This window comes from Leisingera sp. ABM4_060 (assembly GCF_056158765.1).
In genome coordinates, this window is sequence record NZ_JBSWTX010000001.1 from 2707401 (window position 1) to 2731122 (window position 23722).

Consider the following 23722-nt stretch of genomic DNA (forward strand, 5'->3'; position numbering starts at 1 on the left):
AGCCACATGACCAAGAAACGCATTGCCATCATCGGCGCCGGCCCCTCGGGCCTGGCGCAGCTGCGTGCATTCCAATCCGCCGCCAACAAGGGCGAAGAGATCCCTGAGATCGTCTGCTTCGAAAAGCAGGACAACTGGGGCGGCCTTTGGAATTACACCTGGCGCACCGGCCTGGATGAAAACGGCGAACCGGTGCACTGCTCGATGTACCGCTACCTGTGGTCCAATGGCCCCAAGGAAGGCCTGGAATTTGCCGACTATTCCTTTGAGGAGCATTTCGGCAAGCAGATCGCATCCTACCCGCCGCGCGCGGTGCTGTTCGACTATATCGAAGGCCGGGTGAAAAAAGCCGATGTGCGCAAGTGGATCCGCTTCAACTCGCCGATCCGCTGGGTGGAATACAACGAGGACGCGGGCAATTTCACCGTCACCGTCCACGACCACGCCAAGGATAGCACTTACAAGGAAGATTTCGACCACGTGATCTGCGCCTCGGGCCACTTTTCGACCCCGAATGTGCCGTTCTACCCCGGCTTCGACACGTTCAACGGCCGCGTGCTGCATGCCCATGACTTCCGCGACGCCCGCGAATTCGCAGGCAAGGACATCCTGATCCTCGGCGCCTCCTACTCCGCCGAAGACATCGGCTCGCAGTGCTGGAAATACGGCGCCAAGTCGATCACCACCTCCTACCGGAGCGAGCCGATGGGCTTCAAATGGCCGGAAAACTGGGATGAGGTCCCGGCGCTGGAATCGGTCAGCGGCAACACCGCCACCTTTGCCGACGGCACCCAGAAGGAAGTCGACGCGATCATCCTCTGCACCGGCTACAAGCACTATTTCAACTTCCTGCCGGACGATCTGCGCCTGAAAACCGCCAACCGCCTGGCCACCGCCGACCTCTACAAAGGCGTGGTCTATGCCCATAACCCCAAGATGTTCTATCTGGGCATGCAGGATCAGTGGTTCACCTTCAACATGTTCGACGCGCAGGCCTGGTGGGTCCGCGACGCGATCATGGGCAAGATCGAAATCCCCTCGGACAAGGCCGCCCTGCTGGCCGACGTCAAGGAGCGTGAAGAGCGCGAGGAAGCCTCGCCGGACGTCAAATACGCGATCAAATACCAGGGCGACTATGTGCTGGAGCTGATCGAAGAGACCGACTACCCGACCTTCGACGTGGCCGGCGCCTGCCAGGCCTTCTATGAATGGAAGGGGCACAAGGCCGAGGACATCATGGCCTTCCGCAACAACTCCTACAAATCGGTCATCACCGGCACCATGGCGCCCGTGCACCACACCCCGTGGAAGGACGCCCTGGACGACACCCTCGAAGTCTATCTGCAAAACTAAGCAGATCGCCTGCGCCGTTTTCCTTCCTGTACGGCGCAGGCACCCCTTCGCTGCTGTGCGAATCCTCTTTCGCAAGCTAAGATCAACCCCATGCAGCGTGGCAATAACATGACTCTCGGCTTCCTGATTTTCCCCGGCTTTCCAATGGCCTGCCTGACCTCGGCCATCGAACCCCTGCGCGCGGCAAATGAAATTGCCGGCACCGAAACCTTCCGATGGAAACTCGTGTCCGAGGCGGGCGCCAGCGTGAACGCCTCCGCCAATGTGGCCTTCCAGCCGGACTGTTCTCTGGATCAGGCCGAAGAGATCGACACCCTGTTCCTGCTGTCCAGCCCGCAAGGCAAGTTCGACGACCCCAAGGCCTCCAACGGCAAGCTGCGCCACCTGGCCCGCCACGGCACCAAAATGGGCGCCGTATCAGGCGGGGTGTTCCCGCTGGCCCGCTCCGGCCTGCTGGACGGCCACAGCTGCTCGGTGCACTGGTGCTACAAGGCCGCCTTCAGCGCAGAATTCCCCTCGCTTGCCACCGTTGACGACGTGATCGTGCTCGACCGCCGCCGCTATACCGCCAGCGGCGCCGCGGCGATGTTCGACCTGTCATTGAAACTGATCGAACAGGCCCTGGGCGACGCGGTGATGACCGAGGTTGCCTGCTGGTTCCAGCATCCGATGGTCCGCGCCGAGGGCGTGCGCCAGAAAATCCCCGCCTTCAAGACCGACAGCACCGCCGACAGCCTGCCGCCGCCGGTGGCCAAGGCGGTCGAGCTTTTTGCCGACAACCTGGAACACCCGGTCTCAATCCGCGATGCCGCCAGCACCATTGGCGTCTCGCCGCGCCAGCTGGAGCGCAGCTTCAAATCCGCGACCGGCCAAAGCCCGGCAATCTACTACCGCACCCTGCGGATGAACGCGGCGCGGCAGCTGGTGATGTACTCCCGCGACTCGATCACCTCGATCGCCAATGCGGTGGGCTACGCCACCTCCTCCACCCTGTCGCAGCATTACCGCGAAAGCTTCGGTGTCACCCCGCAGGAGGAACGCCGCAAGGTGAACCTGTTCCGGGTCCAGGACAACCGCCCGATCCCGTCGGTCTGATCCGCAGCCCTTCCCAGCAGACCATGGCAGCCGCAGGATAGTCCGCGGCTGCTTTTCTGCCTGCTTTTCATCTTGCCGAAAATACTCCCGCCGGAGGCATCCGCCCTCTCCGCACAATCCAGCTGCTTCCGCTGACCGCAATCCGGAAAAATCAAAACGCCCGGCCTTCCGGCCGGGCGCTTTCAACTTACGCGCGTGCCTCTCAGATCGCCGATTTTGCCGCCGCCACCAGCGCGTGATGCAGCGATGCAGCCGAGGACCGCAGGCCGAGAACCGAGTACTTCTGCCCCGGCTCATGGCACAGCAGGAAGACCCCCAGATGCTCCATCGAGGTGCGGGTGGCATCGCCCGGTTTGCCCGCACGGATATTGGCGTTGCACAGCCGCTCCAGCACATCACAGCTGCGCGGGCCTTCCATGTCGAAGCGGCACCAGCCGTCGGTCTGCTCCACCACGGAGCCGGCCTCGCCGACAGCTTCCTTCAGCTCGCCTGCCAGCAGCTCGTGGCTGTCATGCGGGGCTGAGACCATCCACAGGTCCGGCCCCATCCACCAGGCAGCAAACTCACCGCTTGCATTCCAGCTTGCCGGCTCCGGCAACACACCACCCAAGTATGACGCCGCCGCAGATTTCACCGCATCTTCACTGCCCTGGCGCGCGCCCAGCGAGGCCAGCGCCCGGTCCGTCACCTCGCGGATCAACAGACCGGCAAAGGCATCCACCTGCGGCTCATACCCGCCCAGGGGAGAGACCGCTTTCAGACCATGATTATCGAACTTACCCACGGAGACGCTCCCCTTCCGGATCCACAAAATGCGCGCTGACAACTTCGACCTGGACTTCCTTGCCCTCCAGCGGGTTGACCGCACGGATCACCTCGCCCTTGCGGCTGTCACCGCTTTTCAGGAAGCCGATCCCGATCGAGCAGCCCAGCACCGGCGAATAGGCCGCCGAGGTGATATAGCCCTGATCGGTGGCCGCGCTGACCTCGCCATCGGCATTCATCAGATGCGCCCCGGCCTGCACCGGATCGGATGCATTCACCGGCTTGAAGCCCACCAGCTTCAGCGCGTCGTCCCGGTTCATGCCCTCACGCTCGCTCAGCGTGTTGCCAATGCAGTCCTTCTTCTTGCTGACCATCCGGCCCATGCCGAGGTTCAGCGCCGAAGTGGTGCCGTTCAGCTCGTTACCGGCGGCATGGCCCTTCTCGATCCGCATGACGCCCAGCGCCTCGGTGCCGTAGGGAACCGCATCGAACTCCTCGCCCGCTTCCATCAGCTTGCGGATCATCGCATCGCCGTACCGGGTCGGAACCGCGATCTCATAGGCCAGCTCGCCCGAAAAGGAGATCCGGAACAGCCGCGCCCGGCAGCCGCCCGCCACGGTCACTTCACCGCAGGCCATGAAGGGAAACGCCTCGTTCGAGATGTCGAACTCCGGGTCCACGACCTTTTGCAGCAGCTTGCGGGCATTCGGACCCGCCACCGCGAACTGCGCCCAGGCCTCGGTGGTCGAGATCAGCTGCACATCCATATCCGGGAACAGACACTGGCGCGCAAATTCCATGTTGCGGTAGACCAGAACTGCGTTGGCGGTGGTGGTGGTCACCACGAAATGATCCTCAGCAAAGCGTGCGGCGGTGCCGTCGTCATAGGCAATGCCATCCTCGCGCAGCATCAGCCCGTAGCGGACCTTGCCCACCGGCAGCTTGGCAAATGCGTTGGCATACATCTTGTTCAGGAAGGCAGCTGCGTCCTTGCCCTGCACGTCGATCTTGCCCAGCGTGGTCACATCGCAGATGCCGACTGAATTGCGGGTCTGCAGCACCTCGCGGTCCACCGACTGGCGCCAATGGGTTTCACCTGCCTTTGGGAACCACTGCGCCCGCAGCCACTGGCCAACCTCGACGAACTCGGCCCCCTGCTCCTCAGCCCATTTGTGGCTGGGGGTCTTGCGGGTGGGGCGGAATTCCTCGCCGACCGAACGGCCTGCCATCACACCAAAAGACACCGGCGTATAAGGCGGGCGGAACATGGTGGTGCCGACCTCGGGGATCTGCTTGCCCGCCAGTTCGGCCATGATCGCCAGGCCGCCCATGTTGGAGGTCTTGCCCTGATCGGTCGCCATGCCCAGTGTGGTGTAGCGCTTCAGATGCTCGACCGAACGGAAGTTCTCCTGATGCGCCAGCTTCACGTCCTTGACAGTGACGTCGTTCTGCTGATCCAGCCAGGCGCGGCCCTTGCCTTCTTTGACGTACCAGAAGGGGGTGACGTTGACCGGCGCATCCTCGGCCTCAGGCAGGTCGCCAGCCTTGGCTTCAATCCCCAGCTCCGACAGCGCGGCCACGGCGCCCTCGGCCCCGGCCCGCAATGCGGCGGCAGTGGAAAAATCGCCATTGGCGGCACCTGCCACCGACATGTTTTGCGGCAATGTCCCCGCGGGGACAAAAGCGGCAATATCCTCGCGCCAGGCCGGACGGCCGCGCTGGTGACAGGTCAGATGCACGTTCGGGTTCCAGCCGCCGGAGACCGCCAGCGCGCCGCAAGGCACGTCGCGGGTGGTGCCATTGGCCAGCCGCAGCCGCGCCACTTCCAGACCCAGCCGGCCCTTGGTGTCGATCACCTGCGCACCGGCAAACAGCTCAGCACCGTCCACTTTCGGCGCATCTGCGCGGGTATCAATGACCGCGGTCACTTTCACACCTTTGGCGATCAGGTCGGCGGCAGTGCGGTGGCCGTCGTCGTTGTTGGTGAAAACCGCAACGGTCTGATCCGGCGTCACCGCCCAGCGGTTGGCATAGGCGCGCACCGCACCGGCCAGCATCACGCCGGGCCGGTCGTTGTTCTCAAACGCGATGGGACGCTCAGTCGCACCCGCCGCCAGCATCGCCCGCTTGGAATAGATCCGCCACAGGATCTGCCGCGGCTTGCCCGCTTCGGGGGCCCGCACATGGTCGGCAGTCCGCTCCACCGCGCCATAGATGCCATGATCATAGGCCCCAATGATCGAGGTGCGCGGCATCACCCGCACATTCGGCATCGACGCCAGCTCGGCCTGCGCCTGCTCGACCCAAGCCGCGCCGGTCAGATCGCCGATGCCAAAAGTCTCGGCATTCAGACGCCCGCCCAGCAGGAAGTCCTCATCCGCGATGATCACCTGCGCCCCGGCCCGGCCCGCGGTCAGCGCCGCCATCAGGCCAGTCGGGCCAGCCCCGATCACCAAGAGGTCGCAATGCAGGAAGCCCTTGTCATAGGCATCCGGATCATCCTCAAAGCTGATGCTGCCGAGGCCGGCCGCCTTGCGGATGATCGGCTCGTAGAATTTCTCCCAGAACGCCGCCGGCCACATGAAGGTCTTGTAGTAGAAACCAGCCGTCAGGAAGTTCGAGAACCGGTCGTTCACCGCCATGAAGTCATGCTTCAAGGACGGCCAGCGGTTCTGCGAGTTCGCCTCCAGCCCGTCATAGAGCTCGGCCACGGTGGCGCGGGTGTTCGGCTCCTGCCGCCCGCCGCTGCGCAGCTCAACCAGCGCATTGGGCTCTTCGGACCCGGAGGTCAGCACACCGCGCGGACGGTGGTACTTGAACGACCGGCCCATCAGCCGCACGCCGTTCGCCAAGAGCGCCGAGGCCAGCGTATCGCCCTCAAACCCCTTGTAGCGCTTGCCGTCGAAGGTGAAGCTCAGCGCCTTGCTGCCCTTGATCAGCCCGCCATCCAGGCGGTTCACCTGCACACCCTTGCGGGTGCCGGTGCTGCCGTCGGCCTGGAACGCAACCGTTCCGGCATTCATCCCAGCATTCATTACTGCATCGCTCATTTGCTGCGCCCCCTTGCCCGGGCCACATCACGGGCCAGTTCGACATTCAGGATTTCATGGGTCACGGTGTTGCGGGTCACCACCAGCCAGGACCGGTCGCCCTGCTCGTGGAACCACAGCTCGCGGTGTTCGCCCGCCGGGTTGTCGCGCAAGTACAGGTAGTCGTGGAACTGATCCGCGGCATTGTCCGCTTCCCAGTCCGGCCGGTCGATCAGGGTCGCATCACCCAGATAGGTGAACTCCTGACTGTCCCGCGGCCCGAGGATCGGATGGTTGATAATCATCGCTGTTTTCCTTTCCTCAGTGCAGGTTCGGCTGGGCGCCCTGGCCCTTTTCGTCGATCATGCAGCCGCGGCGGAACCGGTCGAGCCGGTATTCCGTGGCCACCTTATGCGGTGTGTCGGTCGCCAGCAGATGCGCATAGCACCAGCCCGAGGCCGGGGTCGCCTTGAACCCGCCGTAGCACCAGCCGCCGTTGAAATAGAGGCCGTCCACATGGGTCTTGTCGATGAAGGGGGAGCCGTCCATCGACATATCCATGATGCCGCCCCAGCTGCGCAGCATCCGCACCCGGCCCAGCGCCGGGATCAGCGCCATGCCGCCCTCGATCACGTCCTCGACAACCGGCAGATTGCCGCGCTGCGCATAGGAATTGTACATGTCCAGATCGCCGCCAAAGACCAGGCCGCCTTTGTCCGACTGGCTGCAGTAGAAGTGGCCGGCACCAAAGGTGATGACCCCGTCCAGCACCGGCTTCAGCCCTTCCGAGACAAAGGCCTGCAGCACATGGCTTTCGATCGGCAGGCGCATGCCCGCCTTCTCCATCACCCGGCTGGAGGAACCGGCCACACAGCTCGCCACCTTGTTCGCACCAATGAAGCCCTTGGTGGTTTCCACCCCCAGGCACTTGCCGTTCTCGATCTTGAAGCCGGTGACTTCGCAGTTCTGGATGATATCCACCCCGCGCAGGTCAGCACCCCGCGCATAACCCCAGGCCACCGCGTCATGGCGCACGGTGCCGCCGCGGCGGTGCAGCAGCCCGCCCTTGATCGGGAAGCGCGCGTTATTGAAGTTCAGGAACGGATACATCGCGCGGACGCCGTCCACATCCAGCAGCTCCGCGTCGGATCCGTTCAGGATCATCGCATTGCCCCGGCGCCGCGCCGCGTCACGCTGCGCATCGGTGTGCACCAGGTTCAGAATGCCGCGCTGGCTGACCATGGCGTTATAGTTGAAGTCCTGCTCCAGCCCTTCCCACAGTTTCAGCGACAGTTCATAAAACGGCTCATTGCCGTCCAGCAGGTAGTTGGAGCGGATGATGGTGGTGTTACGGCCCACGTTGCCGCCGCCGATCCAGCCCTTCTCGATCACCGCGACATTGGTGATGCCATGGTTCTTGGCCAGGTAATAGGCCGTCGCCAGCCCGTGGCCGCCACCGCCGATGATCACCACATCGTAGCTTTTCTTGGGTTCCGGATCGCGCCACGCCGGGCGCCATCCCTTGTGGCCCGTCAGGGCCTCCTTGATCACTTTCAGGCCGGAATACCGCATGATGTCCTCTCAACTGTCCCCGCAAGAGTTGTTGAGAAACGCCGTGTTTCACAGAGCGATATCGGACGCCGGACACGCCATTTGCGTCATATTGCGCAAATCACCAATGCAGATGCAGCATGGGATTTGGCGCAACCACAACATGATTCTCAACGTAATGAATTGTTTTAACACGTTAAAATCATGACGCATCACAAGTTCAGAAAAAACACTGCCCTCACCCGGTTTGCGTCACCCGGTCCGGTATCCGCGCCAAATGCGGCAAAAACGACTCACTCGGACAGGTCGATCTCATCCAGCTCGTTCAAGAGATCCAGCAGCGCCTCATATCGCTCCGCCCCCATCTTGGCCCGGGTGCGGTTCATCAGCTCGAGACTCGCGTCAATGTTGTCAGCGATGATCTTCTCGCCGGCAGGCGCAATCCGCACCACCTGGCGGCGGCGGTCCTCGGTGTCGCGCTCGCGGCTGATCAGCTGCTTCTCTTCCAGCTTCTGCAGGATCCGCGTCAGGCTCGGCAGCAGCAGGCAGGCCTTGTCGGCAATCTGGGTCGGATCGATCGGCCCGTCCTCCTGCACCACCCGCAGCACCCGCCACTGCTGTTCAGTCAGATCAGCGCCGCTCAAGAGGGCGCGGATCGGCCCCATCACACGCTCGCGCGCCCGAAGCAGCGCGATGGGAAGGGAACGGTCTGTGGCCGGCATCATCTTGGTCATATCCGATTATCACCCCCCTTCCGGGTAAACGCAATTGCCGCTTGGATTTCTTCTGCTTGACTCACGGCATCTCAATTGGTACACATGTTAAGTAATTCACGAGAGGTAACGCAGATGCCGCACATCACGCTGGACTACTCAGCCAACATGGAGGAGCACACCAATATCCGCGGTTTATGCAACCATTTGCGGCAGGCCGCTGCGGCCACCGGCGTATTCCCGCTGGCGGGCATCCGGGTGCGCGCCTTTGCCGCCAATCACGCCTCCATAGCCGACGGCGATGACCGGCACGGCTATATCGACATCTCCATCCGGCTGCGCGCGGGCCGTGACCTCGACACCCGCAAACGCGCCGCGCAGGCGGTGTTCGACGCGGCGCAAACCTTCCTTGAACCGGCCATGCAGCAGCATTCTATCGCCCTGTCGCTGGAGATGCGCGACATCGACCCTGAACTTTCCCCGAAATGCGGCACCATCCGCGACCACATGCAAAAGGCGGACCAGTGATGAGCGACCTGAATACCAACATCGAAACGCTGAACAGCCACCTGGCCCGCTTTCGCACCGACGGCATCCTGAACCTCATCGGCGGTGAAAGCCGCCCAGCCGCCTCCGGTGCCACCTTTGAAACATCGTCACCGGTGGATGAAAGCGTGATCTGCCCAGTTGCCAAGGGCGGCAGCGACGACATCGACGCCGCGGCTGCCGCCGCCAAAGCCGCCTTCCCCGCCTGGCGCGACATGCCTGCGCTGGAGCGTAAGAAGATCCTGCACCGCATTGCCGACCTGATCGTCGAACGCGCCGAAGAGATTGCGCTCTGCGAATGCTGGGACACCGGCCAGGCCCTGCGCTTCATGTCCAAGGCCGCGCTGCGCGGCGCCGAAAACTTCCGCTTCTTCGCTGACAAGGCCACCGCCGCCCGCGACGGCCAGCAGCTGCAGTCGCCTACCCTGATGAACGTCACCACCCGGGTGCCGATCGGCCCGGTTGGCATCATCACCCCCTGGAACACGCCCTTCATGCTGTCGACTTGGAAGATTGCCCCGGCGCTGGCGGCCGGCTGCACCGTGGTCCACAAACCGGCCGAATTCTCCCCCCTCACCGCCCGCATCCTGGCCGAAATCGCCCATGAGGCCGGGCTGCCGCCGGGCGTCTGGAACCTGGTCAACGGCTTTGGCGAAGAGGCCGGCCGCGCCCTCACCGAACACGCCGATATCAAGGCCATCGCCTTTGTCGGCGAGTCCAAAACCGGCTCGATGATCATGAAACAGGGCGCCGACACCCTGAAACGGGTGCATTTCGAACTGGGCGGCAAGAACCCGGTGGTGGTCTTCGACGACGCCGACCTTGACCGCGCGCTGGATGCCGCGATCTTCATGATTTACTCGCTCAATGGCGAACGCTGCACCTCCTCCTCACGTCTGCTGGTGCAGGAGAGCATTGCCGATGGCTTCGAAGCCAAGCTGATTGAGCGCGTCAACAACATCCGCGTCGGCCATCCGCTGGACCCGGCCACTGAGGTCGGCCCGCTGATCCACAAGGTGCATTTCGACAAGGTCACATCCTATTTCAGGACTGCCAAACAGGACGGCGCCACCATCGCCGCCGGCGGAACCCGCGCAGGCGATCGGGGCTGGTTCGTCCGCCCCACCCTGTTCACCAATGCCACCAACGACATGACCATCGCGCAAGAGGAAATCTTCGGCCCGGTCCTCACTGCAATCCGCTTCAAGGACGAAGATGAGGCTCTGACATTGGCCAATGACACCCAATACGGCCTCACCGGCTATGTCTGGACCAATGACCTGACCCGCGCCCTGCGTTTCACCAATCATCTCGAAGCCGGAATGATCTGGGTAAATTCGGAAAACGTCCGCCACCTGCCCACCCCCTTTGGCGGCGTCAAATCCAGCGGCATCGGCCGCGACGGCGGCGACTGGTCGTTCGACTTCTATATGGAGCAAAAACACATCGGCTTTGCCACCGGCGCCCACAAAATCCCGCGCCTCGGCGCCTGACCCCTGTTTCTTTCTGGTTGAAAATACTCCGGGGAGCGCGAGGGGCCGGCCCCTCGCTCCCGCCCCTAGCCCCAAGTGAAAGGTTCAAACCATGCCCGTCCCCGCCCCGAACCTCTACCCGCCCTTCAACATCGTGCGGCTCAGCCATGTGGAATACGCCGTCACCGACCTCACCGCCTCCCGCGCGTTTTACGTGGACACCCTCGGCCTGCAGGTGACCCACGAAGATAGCGAACGCATTTACTTGCGGGCGATGGAGGAACGCGGCCACCACTGCATCGTGCTGGTTCAGGCGGATGAGGCCTCCGTAGGCGTTCTGGGTTTCAAACTTTATGATGAGCCGGACCTGGACAAAACAGCAGAGTTCTTCGCCTCCAAAGGCCTGCCCGCCGAATGGATCGACCGCCCTCACATGGGCCGCACCCTGCGCACCCGCGACCCCTGGGGCATCCCGCTGGAGTTCTATGTCAAAATGGACCGGCTGGAACCGATCCACCAGAATTACAGGCTCTATAACGGGGTAAAACCGCTGCGCATCGACCATTTCAACATGTTCTCAGCGGATGTGGATGCCTCCGTCGCCTTCTATGGCGAGATGGGCTTCCGCGTCACTGAGTTCACCGAGGATGACGAGAGCGGCAAGGTCTGGGCGGCCTGGATGCACCGCAAGGGCGGCGTGCATGACGTGGCCTTCACCAACGGGCTCGGCCCCCGCCTGCATCACACCGCCTTCTGGGTTCCGAACCCCTTGAACATCATCGACCTCCTCGACCTGATGTCGACCACCGGCTACGTCGATAATATCGAGCGCGGCCCCGGCCGGCACGGCATCTCCAACGCCTTCTTCCTCTATGTGCGCGACCCCGACGGCCACCGGATCGAGATCTACTGCTCCGACTACCAGACCGTCGACCCGGATCTGGAGCCGATCAAATGGTCGCTCACCGACCCGCAGCGCCAAACCCTCTGGGGCGCCCCGGCGCCGCGCAGCTGGTTCGAGGAGGGCTCCGTCTTCAATGGCGCTACCCCGAAACCCAGCGCCTTGAACGCGCAGCCGATTATTGCACCCTAGCGAAACATAAGGACGGCGCCCGGACCGAGGGGTGGGCGTGAAGCGCCCTCCCCGTGGGGTCGGTCCGGGCGCTGTCCGTGCCTCCGGCACAGACTTAAGGAATACGAGATGAAATGGGATGAATTCTCCGAATGGGGCCGCCGGATCGCGGATTGGACGCAGGACTACCACCTGACCGTCGGCGACCGCCCGGTGCGGGCCAAAACCGAACCCGGCGCGGTGCTGCACGCCCTGCCCCAAACCCCGCCCGAGGACGGCGAGGGGATGGAGGCAATCTTCCGCGATTTCGAGGACATCGTGATGCCCGGCATCACCCATTGGCAGCACCCGCGCTTCTTTGCCTATTTCACCTCCAACGCCGCGGCGCCTTCGGTGCTTGCGGAATTCCTTGCCTCCGCCATCGCGCCGCAATGCATGCTGTGGCAGACTTCACCGGCGGCGACCGAGATGGAAACCCGGATGATGGACTGGCTGCGCCAGGCGCTGGACCTGCCGGACCAGTTTCAGGGTGTGATCCAGGACTCCGCCTCCTCCGCCACCCTCGCCGCGGTGCTGACCATGCGGGAAAAAGCGCTGAACTGGCAGGGCAACAGCCAAGGTTTGTTCGCGCAGAAACCGCTGCGCATCTACTGTTCCTCCGAGGTCCACACCTCCATCGACCGCGCCATCTGGGTTGCCGGCATCGGCCAGCAGAACCTGATCCGCGTGCCGATCAAAGGCGATTGGCGCGGCATGGACCCGGACGCGCTTGAGGCCGCAATCCAGGCCGACCTTGCAGCAGGCCATCAGCCCGCCGGCGTGATCCTCTGCGTCGGCGGCACCGGCGTCGGCGCCACTGACCCTGTGGACAAGGTGCTGGACGTCGCTGAAAAATACGGTCTCTACAGCCATGTGGACGCCGCCTGGGCCGGCTCCGCAATGATCTGCCCGGAATACCGCCACTACTGGCCCGGCGTCGAACGCGCCGACAGCATCGTCTTCAATCCGCACAAATGGCTTGGCGTGCAGTTCGACTGCTCCGCGCATTTCCTGAAGAACCCGGATGATCTGGTGCAGACCCTCGCCATCAGCCCGGAATACCTCAAGACTCACGGCCATGACGGCATCATCAACTATTCCGAATGGTCGGTGCCGCTGGGGCGCCGCTTCCGCGCGCTCAAGATCTGGTTCCTGATCCGCACCTACGGGCTGGAGGGCCTGCGCGCACGCCTGCGCAATCACATCAACTGGTCGAACCAGCTGCACGAAAAACTCAAGTTAGAGCCTGATTTCGAGATCACATCCGCGCCGATGTGGTCGCTCTGGTCCTTCCGCTACACCCCCGATGGGGCTGCGGACCTCGACGACCTGAATTTGCGGCTGGTCAATGCCATAAACAACGACGGCCGCATCTACCTAACCCAAACGCGTGTCGACAGCCAACTGGTGATCCGCTTCCAGGCGGGCCAGTTCGAGACCACCGAAGCAGACGTGATGATGGCCTTCGACGTCATCACCGAAATCGCAAGGAGCCTGCCATGACGCGCTTTGCCACCTGCTCCGCCAATGGAGAGACCTTCTATGGCGCGGTGACGGATGCGGGCATGACCGCCTTGTCGCCGCAGTTCCCCGACTGGCCCACCCTGCGCGATGTGATCGCGGCCCAGGGCCTGCCCGCATTGGCCCAGGCCGCCGAGGGCAAGCCCGTCACCCACACAGATTTCGCTTATGAGATCCCAATCCCCAACCCGGAAAAGATCATCTGCGTCGGCGTCAACTTCCCGGACCGCAACGCCGAGTACAAGGACGGCTCTGCCCAGCCCAAGCACATGTCCCTGTTCCCCCGCTTCCCGCGCTCCTTCACCGGCGCCGAACGCCCGCTGATCCGCCCGCCGGAAAACCACACGCTGGATTACGAAGGCGAAGTTGCCGTGGTGATCGGCAAACCGGGCCGCCGCATCAAGCCGGAGGACGCTTACGATCACATCGCGGCTTTAACACTGGCAAATGAGGGCACTATCCGCGACTGGGTCCGCCACGCGAAATTCAACGTCACGCAGGGTAAGAACTGGGACAATTCCGGTTCCATCGGCCCCTGGCTGGTGCCCTTCACCGACGCCGCGCAACTGGACGACGCCCGCATCGTGACCCGTGTGAACGGCGAGGTCCGCCAGGACGACACCCTCAACCGGATGATGTTCCCGATCCGCGAGGAGATCGCTTATATCTCGACCTTCACCACCCTGCAGCCGGGCGATGTGATTATCACCGGCACGCCCACCGGCGCAGGCGCCCGCTTCGACCCGCCGAAATACCTGGTCCCCGGCGATGTGGTTGAAGTTGAAGTGGAGGGCATCGGCGTCCTGCGCAATACGGTTGAGGACGAGGCATGACCCCGGAGCAGCACCAGGAAGCCGCTGACCGGCTGTTCAAAGCCGAGCAAACCGGCCAGCAATGCGGCCTGCTCTCCTTGGCCTTTCCTGGCATGATGCTGGACGATGCCTATGCAGTGCAGCAGGCTCTAATCAGGCAAAAGCTGGCCTCCGGGCGTAGGAAGATCGGCTGGAAGATCGGCCTCACCAGCCGCGCCATGCAGCAGGCGCTGAACATCACCACGCCCGACAGCGGCGTGCTGCTGGACGACATGGCGTTCAAAAACGGCAGCACCATCCCCGTCGGCCGCTTCATCCAGCCGCGGGTGGAAGCAGAGATCGCCTTTGTGATGAAATCCCCCCTCGCAGGCACCCACTGCACCCGTGCAGACGTGCTAGCCGCGACGGATTATGTGGCGCCCTCGCTGGAGATCCTCGACACCCGCATCCTGCGCGCCGACCCGGATACCGGCCAGGCCCGCATCATCACCGACACCATCAGCGACAACGCCGCAAATGCCGGCGTCGTGCTTGGGGCGGAGCGCCACGCCGTGGATGCTCATGACCTGCGCTGGGTGGGGGCCATCGTGGCCCGGGACGGCACGGTGGAGGAAACCGGCCTAGGCGCCGGCGTTCTGAATGATCCTGTCACCTCGGTCCTGTGGCTGGCGCGGCGGATGGCGGAATATGGACAACAGATCAAGGCCGGGGATATCGTGCTCTCGGGTTCGTTCATCCGCCCCATCGAATGCCCGCCGGGCACGGAAATCGCCGCAGATTTCGGCCCCTTCGGTTCCGTATCCATCACCTTCGCCTGACAGGAGACCCCGCCAATGCCCGCGCCCAAGAACCCCTTCAAACAGGCTCTAACACAGGGCAAACGCCAGATCGGCTGCTGGATGAGCTTTGCCGACGGCCAGATTGCCGAGATCATGGGCACCTGCGGCTTTGATTGGCTGGTGATCGACGGCGAGCACGCGCCCAACGACATCCGCTCGATCCGCGACCAGCTGATGGCGCTGGCGGCCTCCCCCAGCCACCCGGTGGTGCGGGTGCCGGTGGGCGAGACCTGGATGATCAAACAGGTGCTGGATGCCGGCGCGCAAACGGTGCTGGTGCCGATCGTCGAAAGCGCCGAACAGGCCCGCGAGCTGGTCCGCGCCTGCCACTATCCGCCCAAAGGTGTGCGGGGCGTTGGGGCCACGGCCGCACGGGCCACTATGTTCGGCACGGTCGCTGAGTACATCCAGACCGCCGATCAGGAGGTCTGCCTGCTGGTGCAAGTGGAAAACCGCGCCGGGATGGAAGCGCTTGATGAGATCCTGCAGGTCGAGGGCATCGACGGCGTCTTCATCGGCCCGGCGGATCTGTCCACCGACATGGGCCACCAGGGCAACTCCGCCCACCCCGAAGTGCGCGCTGCAATTGCTGATGCCATCACCCGCATTAAAGCCGCAGGCATCGCGCCTGGTATCCTCGGCACCACCGATGAGGCCACCCAGGCCTATGCGGACATGGGCGCGCAGTTCCTGGCGGTCGGCATCGACGTCATGGTGCTGGCCAAGAACGCCCGCGATTTGGCCGCCCGCTGGAAAGCAGACTGACCACGCAGCGCCCGGCAAAAGGGGCGGCACTCCCGCGCCCGCCCGCAGCCCTGGCAAAGCCAGCGCAGCGGCAGCGGCCTTGGGCGTGGCACCGCGCCATGCGCGGTGCCACGCCCAACGGGAGGAAGGTATTTTCAATACCTGACGACGGGCGGGAGCGCCCCCGTTGCAACCGGGACCTGCGGGTGGTCAGCGCAGTACCATGCCTTCCGGCCAGCTCAGCGTGGTATCCAGGCGGATGGTCCGGCTATCGCCCTCAGAAAGCTCCAGATCCCAGGCCAGAATACCGCGCTGCTTCTCCACGTTTTCCTCAGCAGGCCGCGGATTGGCGCTCCATTCGATCTCCAGATCATCCTGCTGCGAATAGGGCACCCGGTCCAGCAGCCGCAGCACCCAGTCCTGCGCCGTCAGGTTCTCCACAGTGATCTCCACCTTCTGCAGCTGCGCATTGCTGCGCGAAATCAGCCCCTGCCCGCCCTCACTCTGCCCCAGAACGTCGCGGCTGAGCTGCAGCCCTTCGATGGGACCAAAGCCCGCCTCCATTTCCGCCCCCGGCGCCAGCCCGGCGAAATCCTCCACCGTGACCAGTTTGCCATCAACAAACCGCGGCACTTCGCCTGAGGCCAGCAGCTGCTCCCCGAAGGTATTGGTGAACGTGGCGACGCGGTAGGCGGTTTCATCCTGCATCGGCACTGCCACTGCCTGCACCTTTGCCTCCGCGGTCAGGCTGTCCATCTCCAGCCGCAGCAGATCCGCACCGGATGCGGCCGAGACCGGCAGGCCGAAGCGGTAGGTGGCCGCCGCGCCCTCCAGATCAGCGCCCCAGCCGCCTTGGGCTTCTTCAAGCAGGACAGGTTCCTCCACCATGGGTTCCGCCAGCGCAGACAGTTCCGCTGCATCCTGACCATAGGATTTCAGCACCCGCGGCGGCTGCGGCTCCTCGATCCGGCGCAGCCGGGAATACAGCACGGACGGGCTGCCCTGCCCGCCGGGCACCGCCGTCGACAGCGTCAGCGCCACGTCCTGCCAGTTTTCGCCAGTGTCCTGCACCAGCGTGACCGCCCGTTTCAAAGTGATCTCCGGCGTATCCTCCGTGCTGAGGTGCATTTCATAAGATGGCTGCCAGCCGGTATTGCCCGCGCCCGCGGTGTAGTAGCGGACCTCGAGGGCACCCTCGCCTGCCTCCTCTGCCTCGATGTCCACGGTGATAAACAGCCGCGCCTCATCCTCCAGCGCGATCGCAGCCAGCGCCGCCCGGGCCTCTGCCAGTGCCTCCTCCAGATCTTCCAGCTGCAGCTCGATCCGCCGCGCTTCAGCCTCAGCCGCCACCGCCGCCTGGCTGGCGCCCGCGGCCTCCTCGGCGATCATCCGGGCAATCGCACTCAGCGCAGCGGCATCGGCCTGCGCCAGCCCCTCATTGGTGCCCAGCTGCTGCAGAAAACCGATCGAGGCCTCCGCCGCCCGCACGCCAGAGCGCGCCCGCTCGGCCGCGTCGCGGACAGCCGCGATCTGCGCCTCTACATCACGCACCCGCGCCTGCGCCGCCTCCACCTCGGGATCATCGGCATCGCGCGGCGGCACATAATCCTCGCGCAGCAGGGTGGCAATCCGGCGGGCGCCGGAGATCTCGACCTGCAAGGTCTCCAGTGCGGCCGTTCTGGGCACATTCTGCAGGATCAGCCGGTGGCGGCCCTGCGGCAGTGTCAGCGCGGCGCTGCGGGTGACTTCCGCCAGCCCCGGATACAGCGTCACCTCCGACACCTGGCTGCTGACGGGAATGGTGTCTGCGGAAGCGGCTGAGGCGGCAGCCAGGGCAAAGGCCATCAAGGAAAATCGCATTGGCATCTCTCAAACAAATCAAGACGGGCCGGAACCGCCCGCCTGATGCCAAGCCTAGCCGCCGCCTGTGCCGCTGACCAGCGCTCTTGCCATGCCGGCAAACCGCCGCTCAGGGCTGCGACGGACCGAACCGCAGCTCCAGTTCATCGGCGTCGATCCCCAGATCTTCGAAGCAGGTAATCACCGCCTGGCTCTGCGCGTCGCAGACCCACAGATCATCCTCGCGCCGTTTCAGGCAAATGCCCTTGCGGCGCAGGCCGCGGCACAGGGTGAACCAGTCGCCTGCCGCGGCAATATCCGCCTCCAGCTGCTGCCGCAGCCCGGCGGCCGAAACGCAGTTCAGTTTCGGGCGGGACAGAATTTCTGCCAAAGCGCCTTGCGGCTGGGCGGCGGCGGCGGGGACGGCGTTGCTGAAATCCTGCAGTGCGATCATGGCTTGCTTCCTCTTTGTCTGCTGTCCTCCTCAAGGTACCCGCAAGGCCGGCAGCAGGGCAGCCGTGCAAAAGAAAAGGGGCCGCCTCTTGCGAAGCAGCCCCCTCACCTAAAGGATATAAGGCTTAGCCTTTCTTCAGAACCTCACGGCCCAGCAGTTCGGCAATCTGCACTGCGTTCAGTGCGGCACCCTTGCGCAGGTTGTCGGAAACGCACCACAGGTTGATGCCGTTCTCGATGGTCGAGTCCTGGCGGATCCGGCTGATGAAAGTCGCGAAATCGCCCGCGCATTCGATCGGCGAGACGTAGCCGCCGGGCTCGCGCTTGTCGATCACCATGATGCCCGGCGCCTCGCGCAGGATGTCGCGGGCTTCGTCCTCGTCCAGGAATTCCTCGAACTCGATGTTCACGGCCTCGGAATGGCCGACAAACACCGGCACCCGGACGCAAGTGGCCGTGACCTTGATCGACGGGTCGACGATCTTCTTGGTCTCCACCACCATTTTCCACTCTTCCTTGGTCGAGCCGTCTTCCATGAAGACGTCGATCTGCGGAATGACGTTAAAGGCGATCTGCTTCTGGAATTTGTTCGGCGCAACCTCGGTGGTCGGGTTGTAAATCGCCTTGGTCTGATCCCACAGCTCGTCCATGCCGTCTTTACCGGCACCCGACACCGACTGGTAGGTGGAGACGACGACGCGCTTGATCTTGGCGCGGTCATGCAGCGGCTTCAGCGCCACCACCATCTGCGCGGTGGAGCAGTTGGGGTTGGCGATGATGTTCTTGTTCTTGTAATCGTGGATCGCTTCCGGGTTGCACTCCGGCACGATCAGCGGGATTTCCGGGTCGTAACGGTAGAGCGAGGAGTTATCGATCACCACACAGCCCGCGGCGGCCGCCTTGGGCGCGTAATCCTTGGTCGCGGCAGAGCCGACGGCAAACAGCGCCATGTCCCAGCCGGTGAAATCGAAGGTGTCCAGATCCTTGGTAGTGAGTGTCTTATCGCCAAAGCTGACTTCAGTGCCGAGAGAACGGCGGCTTGCCAGCACAGCGATCTCATCCACAGGGAACTGGCGCTCGGCCAGGATGTTCAGCATTTCGCGGCCCACGTTGCCAGTGGCGCCAACGACGACGATGCGGTAACCCATTTGTCTGTTTCTCCAGTATCACCCGGCCTCATGGCCGGCGGCGGAGTATTACTGCCATCGGAGACAAGTTTAAAGTCCCCTGTCAGTCCATGCTGTCGCGGCTGAGCAGATAAATTGCGCATCCCAGCCCCAGGCACACCAAAAAGAAAGTGAAAATCCCCGTATAGGGCAAGGTTAGGTCCGCACCGGTCATTTCTGCGTGAATGCGCCCGGTGGCAAACTGCATGATTCCCACCCCGCCGATGCCAAAGAGATTGAGCAGCGTCACCCCCCGCCCCGCCAGATGCGGCGGCACAAAGGCGCGGCCATGCGCCATGATCACCGGGAAGGACGCGCCGAAAAAGCCGACCGCAGCCATCATCGCCACCGGCATCCAGACCGGCGCGCCAGTGGCCAGGATCAGCCCGCCCAAGCTCGCACAGCCCAGAACGTTGCCGCCCAGGATCAGCCATTTGCGGGTGCCCAGCACCCGGTCCAGCGGCCCATAGGCAAACGTGCCGGCAATCATCGCCGCCCCCATCACCAGCGTCGCCAGCCCCACGTCCTGGGTGCTGAGCCCGTAGACATCATTCAGATAGGGCCCGATCCACAGCCCCCTGAGCGCCCCCGACGGCGCATAGGCCACCAGCATCAGCGGAAAGATCGCCCACATCACCGGCATCTTCAGCAGATCAAAGACCGATCCCTTGTGCTCGCCGTCCGGTTTGTCCGGGTCTGAAACCGTCAGGAATATCCCCGCCGCCACCACAGCCGAGACCGCCGCCAGCCCCGCCAGCGTGCCGCGCCAGCCGAACAAATCCACCGCCAGCGCCGTCGGGTAAGAGGCCACCAGATTGCCGGCCGACCCCACCCCCAGCATCACAGCCGCCAAAGTGGCAAAGCGCGCGGGCGGGTACTGCCGCGCAAAGATATAGTAAGACGCCATCAAGACGGGCGAACAGCCAATGCCGATCAGGAACATCGCCAGGCTCACATGCAAGGGCGCCGTGGCAACCGCAAACAGCGCCGCCCCGCCGCCGCCGCCCAAGAGCAGCAGCAAGGCCGCCGTGCGCCGCGGCCCCACATGGTCCAGTGCCCAGCCCACCGGCAGCTGCATCGCGGCAAAGGACAGAAACCACATGCCCGAGGCAAAGGCGAGATCATCCGGCGCAGCACCAATGTCCTGCCCCAGCACGCCGGACAGCACCGCCAGGAAGGCACGGAAAAACTGGCTCAGCACATAGGCCAGGCACAACAAAATCAATCCCGCCTGCATGTTCCGCCCCCCGTGATCTTTTCTTTCGCCGCACAGCTTGCATGTTTGGCCCCGCGGCACAATTCGTTTAGGCAGGAACGGCAGGTCACAGGCACGCGGCACCGGGGCGGGACACATGACATCGGACACATTCTACGCCAGCCTCCCCAAGGCCCCGGACTTCGCCAGCCTGTCCGGCCCGGAAGGCTTTGCGCCGCTGCCGCCGGACTGGCACCTTTGCTGCACCGACATCGTGAACTCCACCGGGCTGGTCGCCGCAGGCCGTTACAAGACCGTCAACATGATCGGCGCCTCGGTGATTGCCGCCATGCGCAACGCGCTGCGGGGCGAGGCCTTCCCCTATATCTTCGGCGGCGACGGCGCCTCCTTTGCGGTGCCGCCCCGCCACCGGGACACCGCGGAACAGGTTCTGGCATCCCTGCGCAGCTGGACCGAGGCGGAATTCGGCATCACCCTGCGCGCCGCGATGCTGCCGCTCTCCTGGATCCGGGCCGAGGGGCTGGACGTGCGGGTCGCCCGCTACGCAGTCTCGGAATACGCCGATTTCGCCATGTTCAGCGGCGGCGGCCTGGCCTGGGCCGAAACCCAGATGAAGGCCGGCGCCTTCGAAGTGGCCGCCGCCCCGCAGGCCGAACCGCCCGACCTTGCAGGCCTTTCCTGCCGCTGGAGCAACACGCCCGCGCGCAACGGCATCATCCTGTCGGTGGTCGCCCAGCCCGCCCCCGGCGCTGCGGCGCAGGACTTTGCCCGGCTTTCGGCCGAATTGCTGGACATGGCCGGGGAATTGGAGAGCAACGGCCACCCGGTGCCGGTCACCGGGCCGAAACTGCAGTTCCCACCCGCCGGATTCGCACTTGAAGCCCATTCGTCGCGCGGTAAATCCCCGCTGATTTTAAGAAAGCTCTACCTTCTGGCCCACAGTGCCTTTGCCGCGCTGCTCTTTATCACCAAACGCCGCGCGGGCGCTTTCGACCCGGTGCATTACCTCTCCGTGCTCAAAGCCAATTCCGACTTCCGCAAGTTCGACGACGGGCTCAAGATGACGCTGGATTGCACCCCCGGGATCCGCGACAAAATCCGCCGGCATCTGGAGCAGGCCGCCGCCAGGGGCCTGGTGCGCTACGGCCTGCACGAGCAGGACGCCGCCATGGTCACCTGCATCGTGCCTTCGCCGGTCGAAGACGATCATGTGCATTTTGTCGACGGTGCAGCAGGGGGTTATACCCAGGCAGCCGCCAATCTGGCAGCCGCGTTTGAAAACAGGGAAAAGGGCCTCTGACCCCCACGCGGCGCAGGGGCATTCCGGTTGGGAAACGGACATTGCGGCCCGCCTGCGCCATACGGTGCAGGGGCGGCGCGCGCCCGCCGCCGCTCAATCAGGCGGGAACGCCCCCAAGCTTTGCCGCGGTCCAGCAGCGGCCTGACGCCCGCACCGGCCTCCCAGGCGGACGCACCGCATTTTTCAGCCCCGAATCCCCTCTCAGCCGCGCCAGGCTGGGGATAATTCCCCGCATTGTCAGTAAATTCGAAAGATTTGAGCCCGCCGCAGAAACCTTTTGAAAACCTGTCCGGCGCAAATTGGCAGACGTGCCGTGGGGGCACTAAGAAACTGGGTGAATGTGGTGGCCAATATACTAACAGTGATGCACTCGGAGACAGTGCGCCTTGATCCTGACAAACTCACCGCGCTCTATGAGCAGCTCGGCGAGACCGGCGCCGAGGATGTGGTGTGCCGCGCAGTAGAGGAAATGGCGGTCCGTCTGACGCATTGCGAGCGTCTGTGGCGGCAGAACGACATGATGGCCTTGCGCAAAAGCGCCCGCTCGCTGATTGCCATCGCCGATCAGATCGGCATGTCCGCACTGGCAACGATTGCCAACGACGTGACCCAAGCCATTGATTCCGATGACCCCCCGGCCATTGCAGCCATCCTGTTCCGGCTGATGCGGGTGGGTGAGCGCTCGCTTACAGCGGTCTGGGACGAACAGGACATGACGATCTGAGCCTTCCCTGCCCTGCGGGGCTTGCAGGCCGCGCTGCGGCGGCTACTCTGGCGCATCAAACGTGATCCGCAATCCGGAGTATCCTCATGCCGCCCGTCTTTGCCGCCCCCAGCCCGGACGCCTGTCCGCTGCACATCCTCTCTTCTGACACCTGCGAAAGCTGGCTCTCGGGCCAGCCGCAGCGCGTTCAGGCCTGGGCCAGGGCGCAGGGGTTCACCGGCGCCTGCGGCCAGGCGCTGGCGGTGCCCGCAGAAGATGGAACCCTCGAGATGGCCCTGGCCGGCTACGGCAGCCCCGCCCAGCGCGCGCGCCGCCGTTTCGTGCTGGCCGAAGCCGCCCAGAAGCTGCCCGGCGGCAGCTACCGGATCGCCTCCGGCCTGCCGGACAGCTGTGCGGCCACGGAATCGCTGGGCTGGCTGCTGAGCGCCTACCGTTTCAACCGCTACAAGGAGGGCAAGGGCGAAGCTGCAACGCTGGTGGCCCCCGAAGGCATTGATGCCGGCGCCGTCGAATCGCTCGCTGCCGCCGAATGCCTGACCCGCGACCTGATCAACACCCCCGCCTCCGACATGGGCCCGGACGAGCTGCAGGCCGCCGCTCTGGGCCTGGAAGAGGAGTTCGGCGCCCAGGCCTCCGTCATCACCGGTGCAGAGCTGCTGGAGCAGAATTTCCCGCTGATCCACACTGTTGGCCGCGCCTCGGACCGCGCGCCGCGGCTGATCGACCTGCGCTGGGGCAGCGCCGGGCCGAAACTCACCCTGGTGGGCAAGGGCGTCTGCTTTGACACCGGCGGGCTGAATTTGAAGCCCGGCAACAGCATGGCCTTGATGAAAAAGGACATGGGCGGTGCCGCCAATGTGCTGGGGCTGGCGCGGATGATCATGGCCGCAAACCTGCCGCTGCAGCTGCGGGTACTGATTCCCGCGGTGGAAAACGCCGTCTCCGGTCCCGCCTTCCGCCCCGGCGATGTGCTCACCTCCCGCAAGGGGTTGACGGTGGAGATCAACAATACCGACGCCGAGGGCCGCCTGGTGCTGGCCGACGCCCTGACCCTGGCCGCCGAGGAGGAACCGGACCTGCTGGTCTCCATGGCGACCCTCACCGGTGCCGCGCGGGTGGCGGTGGGGCCGGATCTCTCGCCCTTCTACACCGACCACGACGCTGATGCCGCTGCACTGGCCGCAAGCGCCGCTGCCAATGCAGATCCGGTCTGGCGGATGCCCTTCCATGACCCTTACGAGAAGATGATCGAACCCGGCATCGCCGACCTCGACAATGCGCCCTCGGGTGGTTTTGCCGGCTCCATCACCGCCGCCCTGTTCCTGCGCCGCTTTGCCGGCGACGCCCGCTACATGCATTTCGACATCTACGGCTGGACCCCGGCTGCCGCGCCCGGCCGCCCCAAGGGCGGCGCCCTGCAGGGCGCCCGCGCGCTCTTTGCCGCCCTGCCCGGCCTGCTGGAGCTTTGAACCC

At 64.3% G+C, this 23722-nt stretch carries 21 protein-coding genes; 12 read left to right on the forward strand and 9 right to left on the reverse strand.

Annotated elements, in window-relative coordinates; all coding sequences use genetic code 11:
* Positions 1-6: 6 nt before the first annotated feature.
* Positions 7-1353: an NAD(P)-binding domain-containing protein gene (locus tag ACXAEH_RS12990; protein WP_475033301.1), complete on the forward strand. Its 1347-nt coding sequence runs from the start codon at positions 7-9 to the stop codon at positions 1351-1353.
* A 90-nt stretch (positions 1354-1443) separates the two neighbouring features.
* Positions 1444-2448 carry a GlxA family transcriptional regulator gene (locus ACXAEH_RS12995; RefSeq protein WP_475033303.1) on the forward strand — a complete coding sequence of 335 codons (1005 nt, stop codon included), beginning with the start codon at positions 1444-1446 and terminating at the stop codon, positions 2446-2448.
* Positions 2449-2650: 202 nt separating this feature from the next.
* Here ACXAEH_RS12995 and ACXAEH_RS13000 read toward each other — a convergent pair whose 3' ends face one another.
* From ACXAEH_RS13000 to hpaR, 5 genes are all read right to left on the reverse strand, one after another.
* Positions 2651-3232: a sarcosine oxidase subunit gamma gene (locus ACXAEH_RS13000; RefSeq protein WP_475033305.1), complete on the reverse strand. Its 582-nt coding sequence runs from the start codon at positions 3230-3232 to the stop codon at positions 2651-2653.
* On the reverse strand, positions 3225-6236 hold the full coding sequence (locus ACXAEH_RS13005; RefSeq protein WP_475035572.1) for a sarcosine oxidase subunit alpha family protein: 3012 nt from the start codon (positions 6234-6236) through the stop codon (positions 3225-3227). Before ACXAEH_RS13005 ends, ACXAEH_RS13000 begins: the two co-directional genes overlap by 8 nt.
* Before the next feature lie 23 nt (positions 6237-6259).
* Positions 6260-6547 (reverse strand): sarcosine oxidase subunit delta, encoded by a 288-nt coding sequence (locus tag ACXAEH_RS13010; protein WP_475033307.1) that lies wholly within the window; start codon positions 6545-6547, stop codon positions 6260-6262.
* 16 nt (positions 6548-6563) lie between these two features.
* Positions 6564-7814 carry a sarcosine oxidase subunit beta family protein gene (locus ACXAEH_RS13015; protein WP_475033309.1) on the reverse strand — a complete coding sequence of 417 codons (1251 nt, stop codon included), beginning with the start codon at positions 7812-7814 and terminating at the stop codon, positions 6564-6566.
* 272 nt (positions 7815-8086) lie between these two features.
* Positions 8087-8527: a homoprotocatechuate degradation operon regulator HpaR gene (gene hpaR, locus ACXAEH_RS13020; RefSeq protein ID WP_475033311.1), complete on the reverse strand. Its 441-nt coding sequence runs from the start codon at positions 8525-8527 to the stop codon at positions 8087-8089.
* Positions 8528-8641: 114 nt separating this feature from the next.
* Between hpaR and ACXAEH_RS13025 the strand changes: the two genes are divergently transcribed.
* From ACXAEH_RS13025 to ACXAEH_RS13055, 7 genes are all read left to right on the forward strand, one after another.
* Positions 8642-9034 carry a 5-carboxymethyl-2-hydroxymuconate Delta-isomerase gene (locus ACXAEH_RS13025; protein WP_475033312.1) on the forward strand — a complete coding sequence of 131 codons (393 nt, stop codon included), beginning with the start codon at positions 8642-8644 and terminating at the stop codon, positions 9032-9034.
* The gene (hpaE, locus tag ACXAEH_RS13030) at positions 9034-10545 is read left to right on the forward strand and encodes a 5-carboxymethyl-2-hydroxymuconate semialdehyde dehydrogenase (RefSeq protein ID WP_475033314.1); all 1512 of its coding nucleotides are present in this window, start codon (positions 9034-9036) and stop codon (positions 10543-10545) included. Before ACXAEH_RS13025 ends, hpaE begins: the two co-directional genes overlap by 1 nt.
* Positions 10546-10636: 91 nt before the next feature.
* On the forward strand, positions 10637-11617 hold the full coding sequence (gene hpaD, locus ACXAEH_RS13035) for a 3,4-dihydroxyphenylacetate 2,3-dioxygenase (protein ID WP_475033315.1): 981 nt from the start codon (positions 10637-10639) through the stop codon (positions 11615-11617).
* Between the two features lie 108 nt (positions 11618-11725).
* On the forward strand, positions 11726-13138 hold the full coding sequence (locus tag ACXAEH_RS13040; protein WP_475033317.1) for a pyridoxal phosphate-dependent decarboxylase family protein: 1413 nt from the start codon (positions 11726-11728) through the stop codon (positions 13136-13138).
* Positions 13135-13989: a fumarylacetoacetate hydrolase family protein gene (locus ACXAEH_RS13045; RefSeq protein WP_475033318.1), complete on the forward strand. Its 855-nt coding sequence runs from the start codon at positions 13135-13137 to the stop codon at positions 13987-13989. Before ACXAEH_RS13040 ends, ACXAEH_RS13045 begins: the two co-directional genes overlap by 4 nt.
* A complete protein-coding gene (gene hpaH, locus ACXAEH_RS13050; protein ID WP_475033320.1) occupies positions 13986-14786 on the forward strand; it encodes a 2-oxo-hept-4-ene-1,7-dioate hydratase in 801 nt (266 codons plus the stop codon). The genes ACXAEH_RS13045 and hpaH overlap by 4 nt, the downstream gene beginning before the upstream one ends.
* 15 nt (positions 14787-14801) lie before the next feature.
* On the forward strand, positions 14802-15572 hold the full coding sequence (locus ACXAEH_RS13055) for an aldolase/citrate lyase family protein (RefSeq protein WP_475033322.1): 771 nt from the start codon (positions 14802-14804) through the stop codon (positions 15570-15572).
* Between the two features lie 189 nt (positions 15573-15761).
* On the opposite strand, the gene ACXAEH_RS13060 is transcribed toward ACXAEH_RS13055, so the two are convergent.
* From ACXAEH_RS13060 to ACXAEH_RS13075, 4 genes are all read right to left on the reverse strand, one after another.
* Positions 15762-17411, reverse strand: a complete 1650-nt coding sequence (locus tag ACXAEH_RS13060; RefSeq protein ID WP_475033324.1) for a DUF4139 domain-containing protein — start codon at positions 17409-17411, stop codon at positions 15762-15764.
* Between the two features lie 109 nt (positions 17412-17520).
* Positions 17521-17844, reverse strand: a complete 324-nt coding sequence (locus tag ACXAEH_RS13065; RefSeq protein ID WP_475033326.1) for a hypothetical protein — start codon at positions 17842-17844, stop codon at positions 17521-17523.
* A 124-nt stretch (positions 17845-17968) separates the two neighbouring features.
* On the reverse strand, positions 17969-18991 hold the full coding sequence (locus tag ACXAEH_RS13070) for an aspartate-semialdehyde dehydrogenase (protein WP_475033328.1): 1023 nt from the start codon (positions 18989-18991) through the stop codon (positions 17969-17971).
* 82 nt (positions 18992-19073) lie between these two features.
* A complete protein-coding gene (locus ACXAEH_RS13075) occupies positions 19074-20246 on the reverse strand; it encodes an MFS transporter (RefSeq protein WP_475033329.1) in 1173 nt (390 codons plus the stop codon).
* A 115-nt stretch (positions 20247-20361) separates the two neighbouring features.
* On the opposite strand from ACXAEH_RS13075, the gene ACXAEH_RS13080 reads away from it, so the two are divergent.
* From ACXAEH_RS13080 to ACXAEH_RS13090, 3 genes are all read left to right on the forward strand, one after another.
* The gene (locus ACXAEH_RS13080; protein ID WP_475033330.1) at positions 20362-21525 is read left to right on the forward strand and encodes a DUF3095 domain-containing protein; all 1164 of its coding nucleotides are present in this window, start codon (positions 20362-20364) and stop codon (positions 21523-21525) included.
* 364 nt (positions 21526-21889) lie between these two features.
* A complete protein-coding gene (locus ACXAEH_RS13085) occupies positions 21890-22249 on the forward strand; it encodes a hypothetical protein (RefSeq protein WP_475035573.1) in 360 nt (119 codons plus the stop codon).
* An 86-nt stretch (positions 22250-22335) separates the two neighbouring features.
* Positions 22336-23718 (forward strand): leucyl aminopeptidase family protein, encoded by a 1383-nt coding sequence (locus tag ACXAEH_RS13090; protein WP_475033332.1) that lies wholly within the window; start codon positions 22336-22338, stop codon positions 23716-23718.
* Positions 23719-23722 lie beyond the last annotated feature (4 nt).

Bases quoted from the DNA above. Each gene is read 5' to 3' on its own strand.
- ACXAEH_RS12990 (WP_475033301.1), top strand. From the start codon at position 7: ATGACCAAGAAACGCATTGCCATCATCGGCGCCGGCCCCTCGGGCCTG.
- ACXAEH_RS12995 (WP_475033303.1), top strand. From the start codon at position 1,444: ATGCAGCGTGGCAATAACATGACTCTCGGCTTCCTGATTTTCCCCGGC.
- ACXAEH_RS13005 (WP_475035572.1), bottom strand. From the start codon at position 6,236: ATGAATGCCGGAACGGTTGCGTTCCAGGCCGACGGCAGCACCGGCACC.
- ACXAEH_RS13010 (WP_475033307.1), bottom strand. From the start codon at position 6,547: ATGATTATCAACCATCCGATCCTCGGGCCGCGGGACAGTCAGGAGTTC.
- ACXAEH_RS13015 (WP_475033309.1), bottom strand. From the start codon at position 7,814: ATGCGGTATTCCGGCCTGAAAGTGATCAAGGAGGCCCTGACGGGCCAC.
- hpaR (WP_475033311.1), bottom strand. From the start codon at position 8,527: ATGACCAAGATGATGCCGGCCACAGACCGTTCCCTTCCCATCGCGCTG.
- ACXAEH_RS13025 (WP_475033312.1), top strand. From the start codon at position 8,642: ATGCCGCACATCACGCTGGACTACTCAGCCAACATGGAGGAGCACACC.
- hpaE (WP_475033314.1), top strand. From the start codon at position 9,034: ATGAGCGACCTGAATACCAACATCGAAACGCTGAACAGCCACCTGGCC.
- hpaD (WP_475033315.1), top strand. From the start codon at position 10,637: ATGCCCGTCCCCGCCCCGAACCTCTACCCGCCCTTCAACATCGTGCGG.
- ACXAEH_RS13040 (WP_475033317.1), top strand. From the start codon at position 11,726: ATGAAATGGGATGAATTCTCCGAATGGGGCCGCCGGATCGCGGATTGG.
- ACXAEH_RS13045 (WP_475033318.1), top strand. From the start codon at position 13,135: ATGACGCGCTTTGCCACCTGCTCCGCCAATGGAGAGACCTTCTATGGC.
- hpaH (WP_475033320.1), top strand. From the start codon at position 13,986: ATGACCCCGGAGCAGCACCAGGAAGCCGCTGACCGGCTGTTCAAAGCC.
- ACXAEH_RS13055 (WP_475033322.1), top strand. From the start codon at position 14,802: ATGCCCGCGCCCAAGAACCCCTTCAAACAGGCTCTAACACAGGGCAAA.
- ACXAEH_RS13060 (WP_475033324.1), bottom strand. From the start codon at position 17,411: ATGCGATTTTCCTTGATGGCCTTTGCCCTGGCTGCCGCCTCAGCCGCT.
- ACXAEH_RS13065 (WP_475033326.1), bottom strand. From the start codon at position 17,844: ATGATCGCACTGCAGGATTTCAGCAACGCCGTCCCCGCCGCCGCCGCC.
- ACXAEH_RS13070 (WP_475033328.1), bottom strand. From the start codon at position 18,991: ATGGGTTACCGCATCGTCGTCGTTGGCGCCACTGGCAACGTGGGCCGC.
- ACXAEH_RS13075 (WP_475033329.1), bottom strand. From the start codon at position 20,246: ATGCAGGCGGGATTGATTTTGTTGTGCCTGGCCTATGTGCTGAGCCAG.
- ACXAEH_RS13080 (WP_475033330.1), top strand. From the start codon at position 20,362: ATGACATCGGACACATTCTACGCCAGCCTCCCCAAGGCCCCGGACTTC.
- ACXAEH_RS13085 (WP_475035573.1), top strand. From the start codon at position 21,890: ATGCACTCGGAGACAGTGCGCCTTGATCCTGACAAACTCACCGCGCTC.
- ACXAEH_RS13090 (WP_475033332.1), top strand. From the start codon at position 22,336: ATGCCGCCCGTCTTTGCCGCCCCCAGCCCGGACGCCTGTCCGCTGCAC.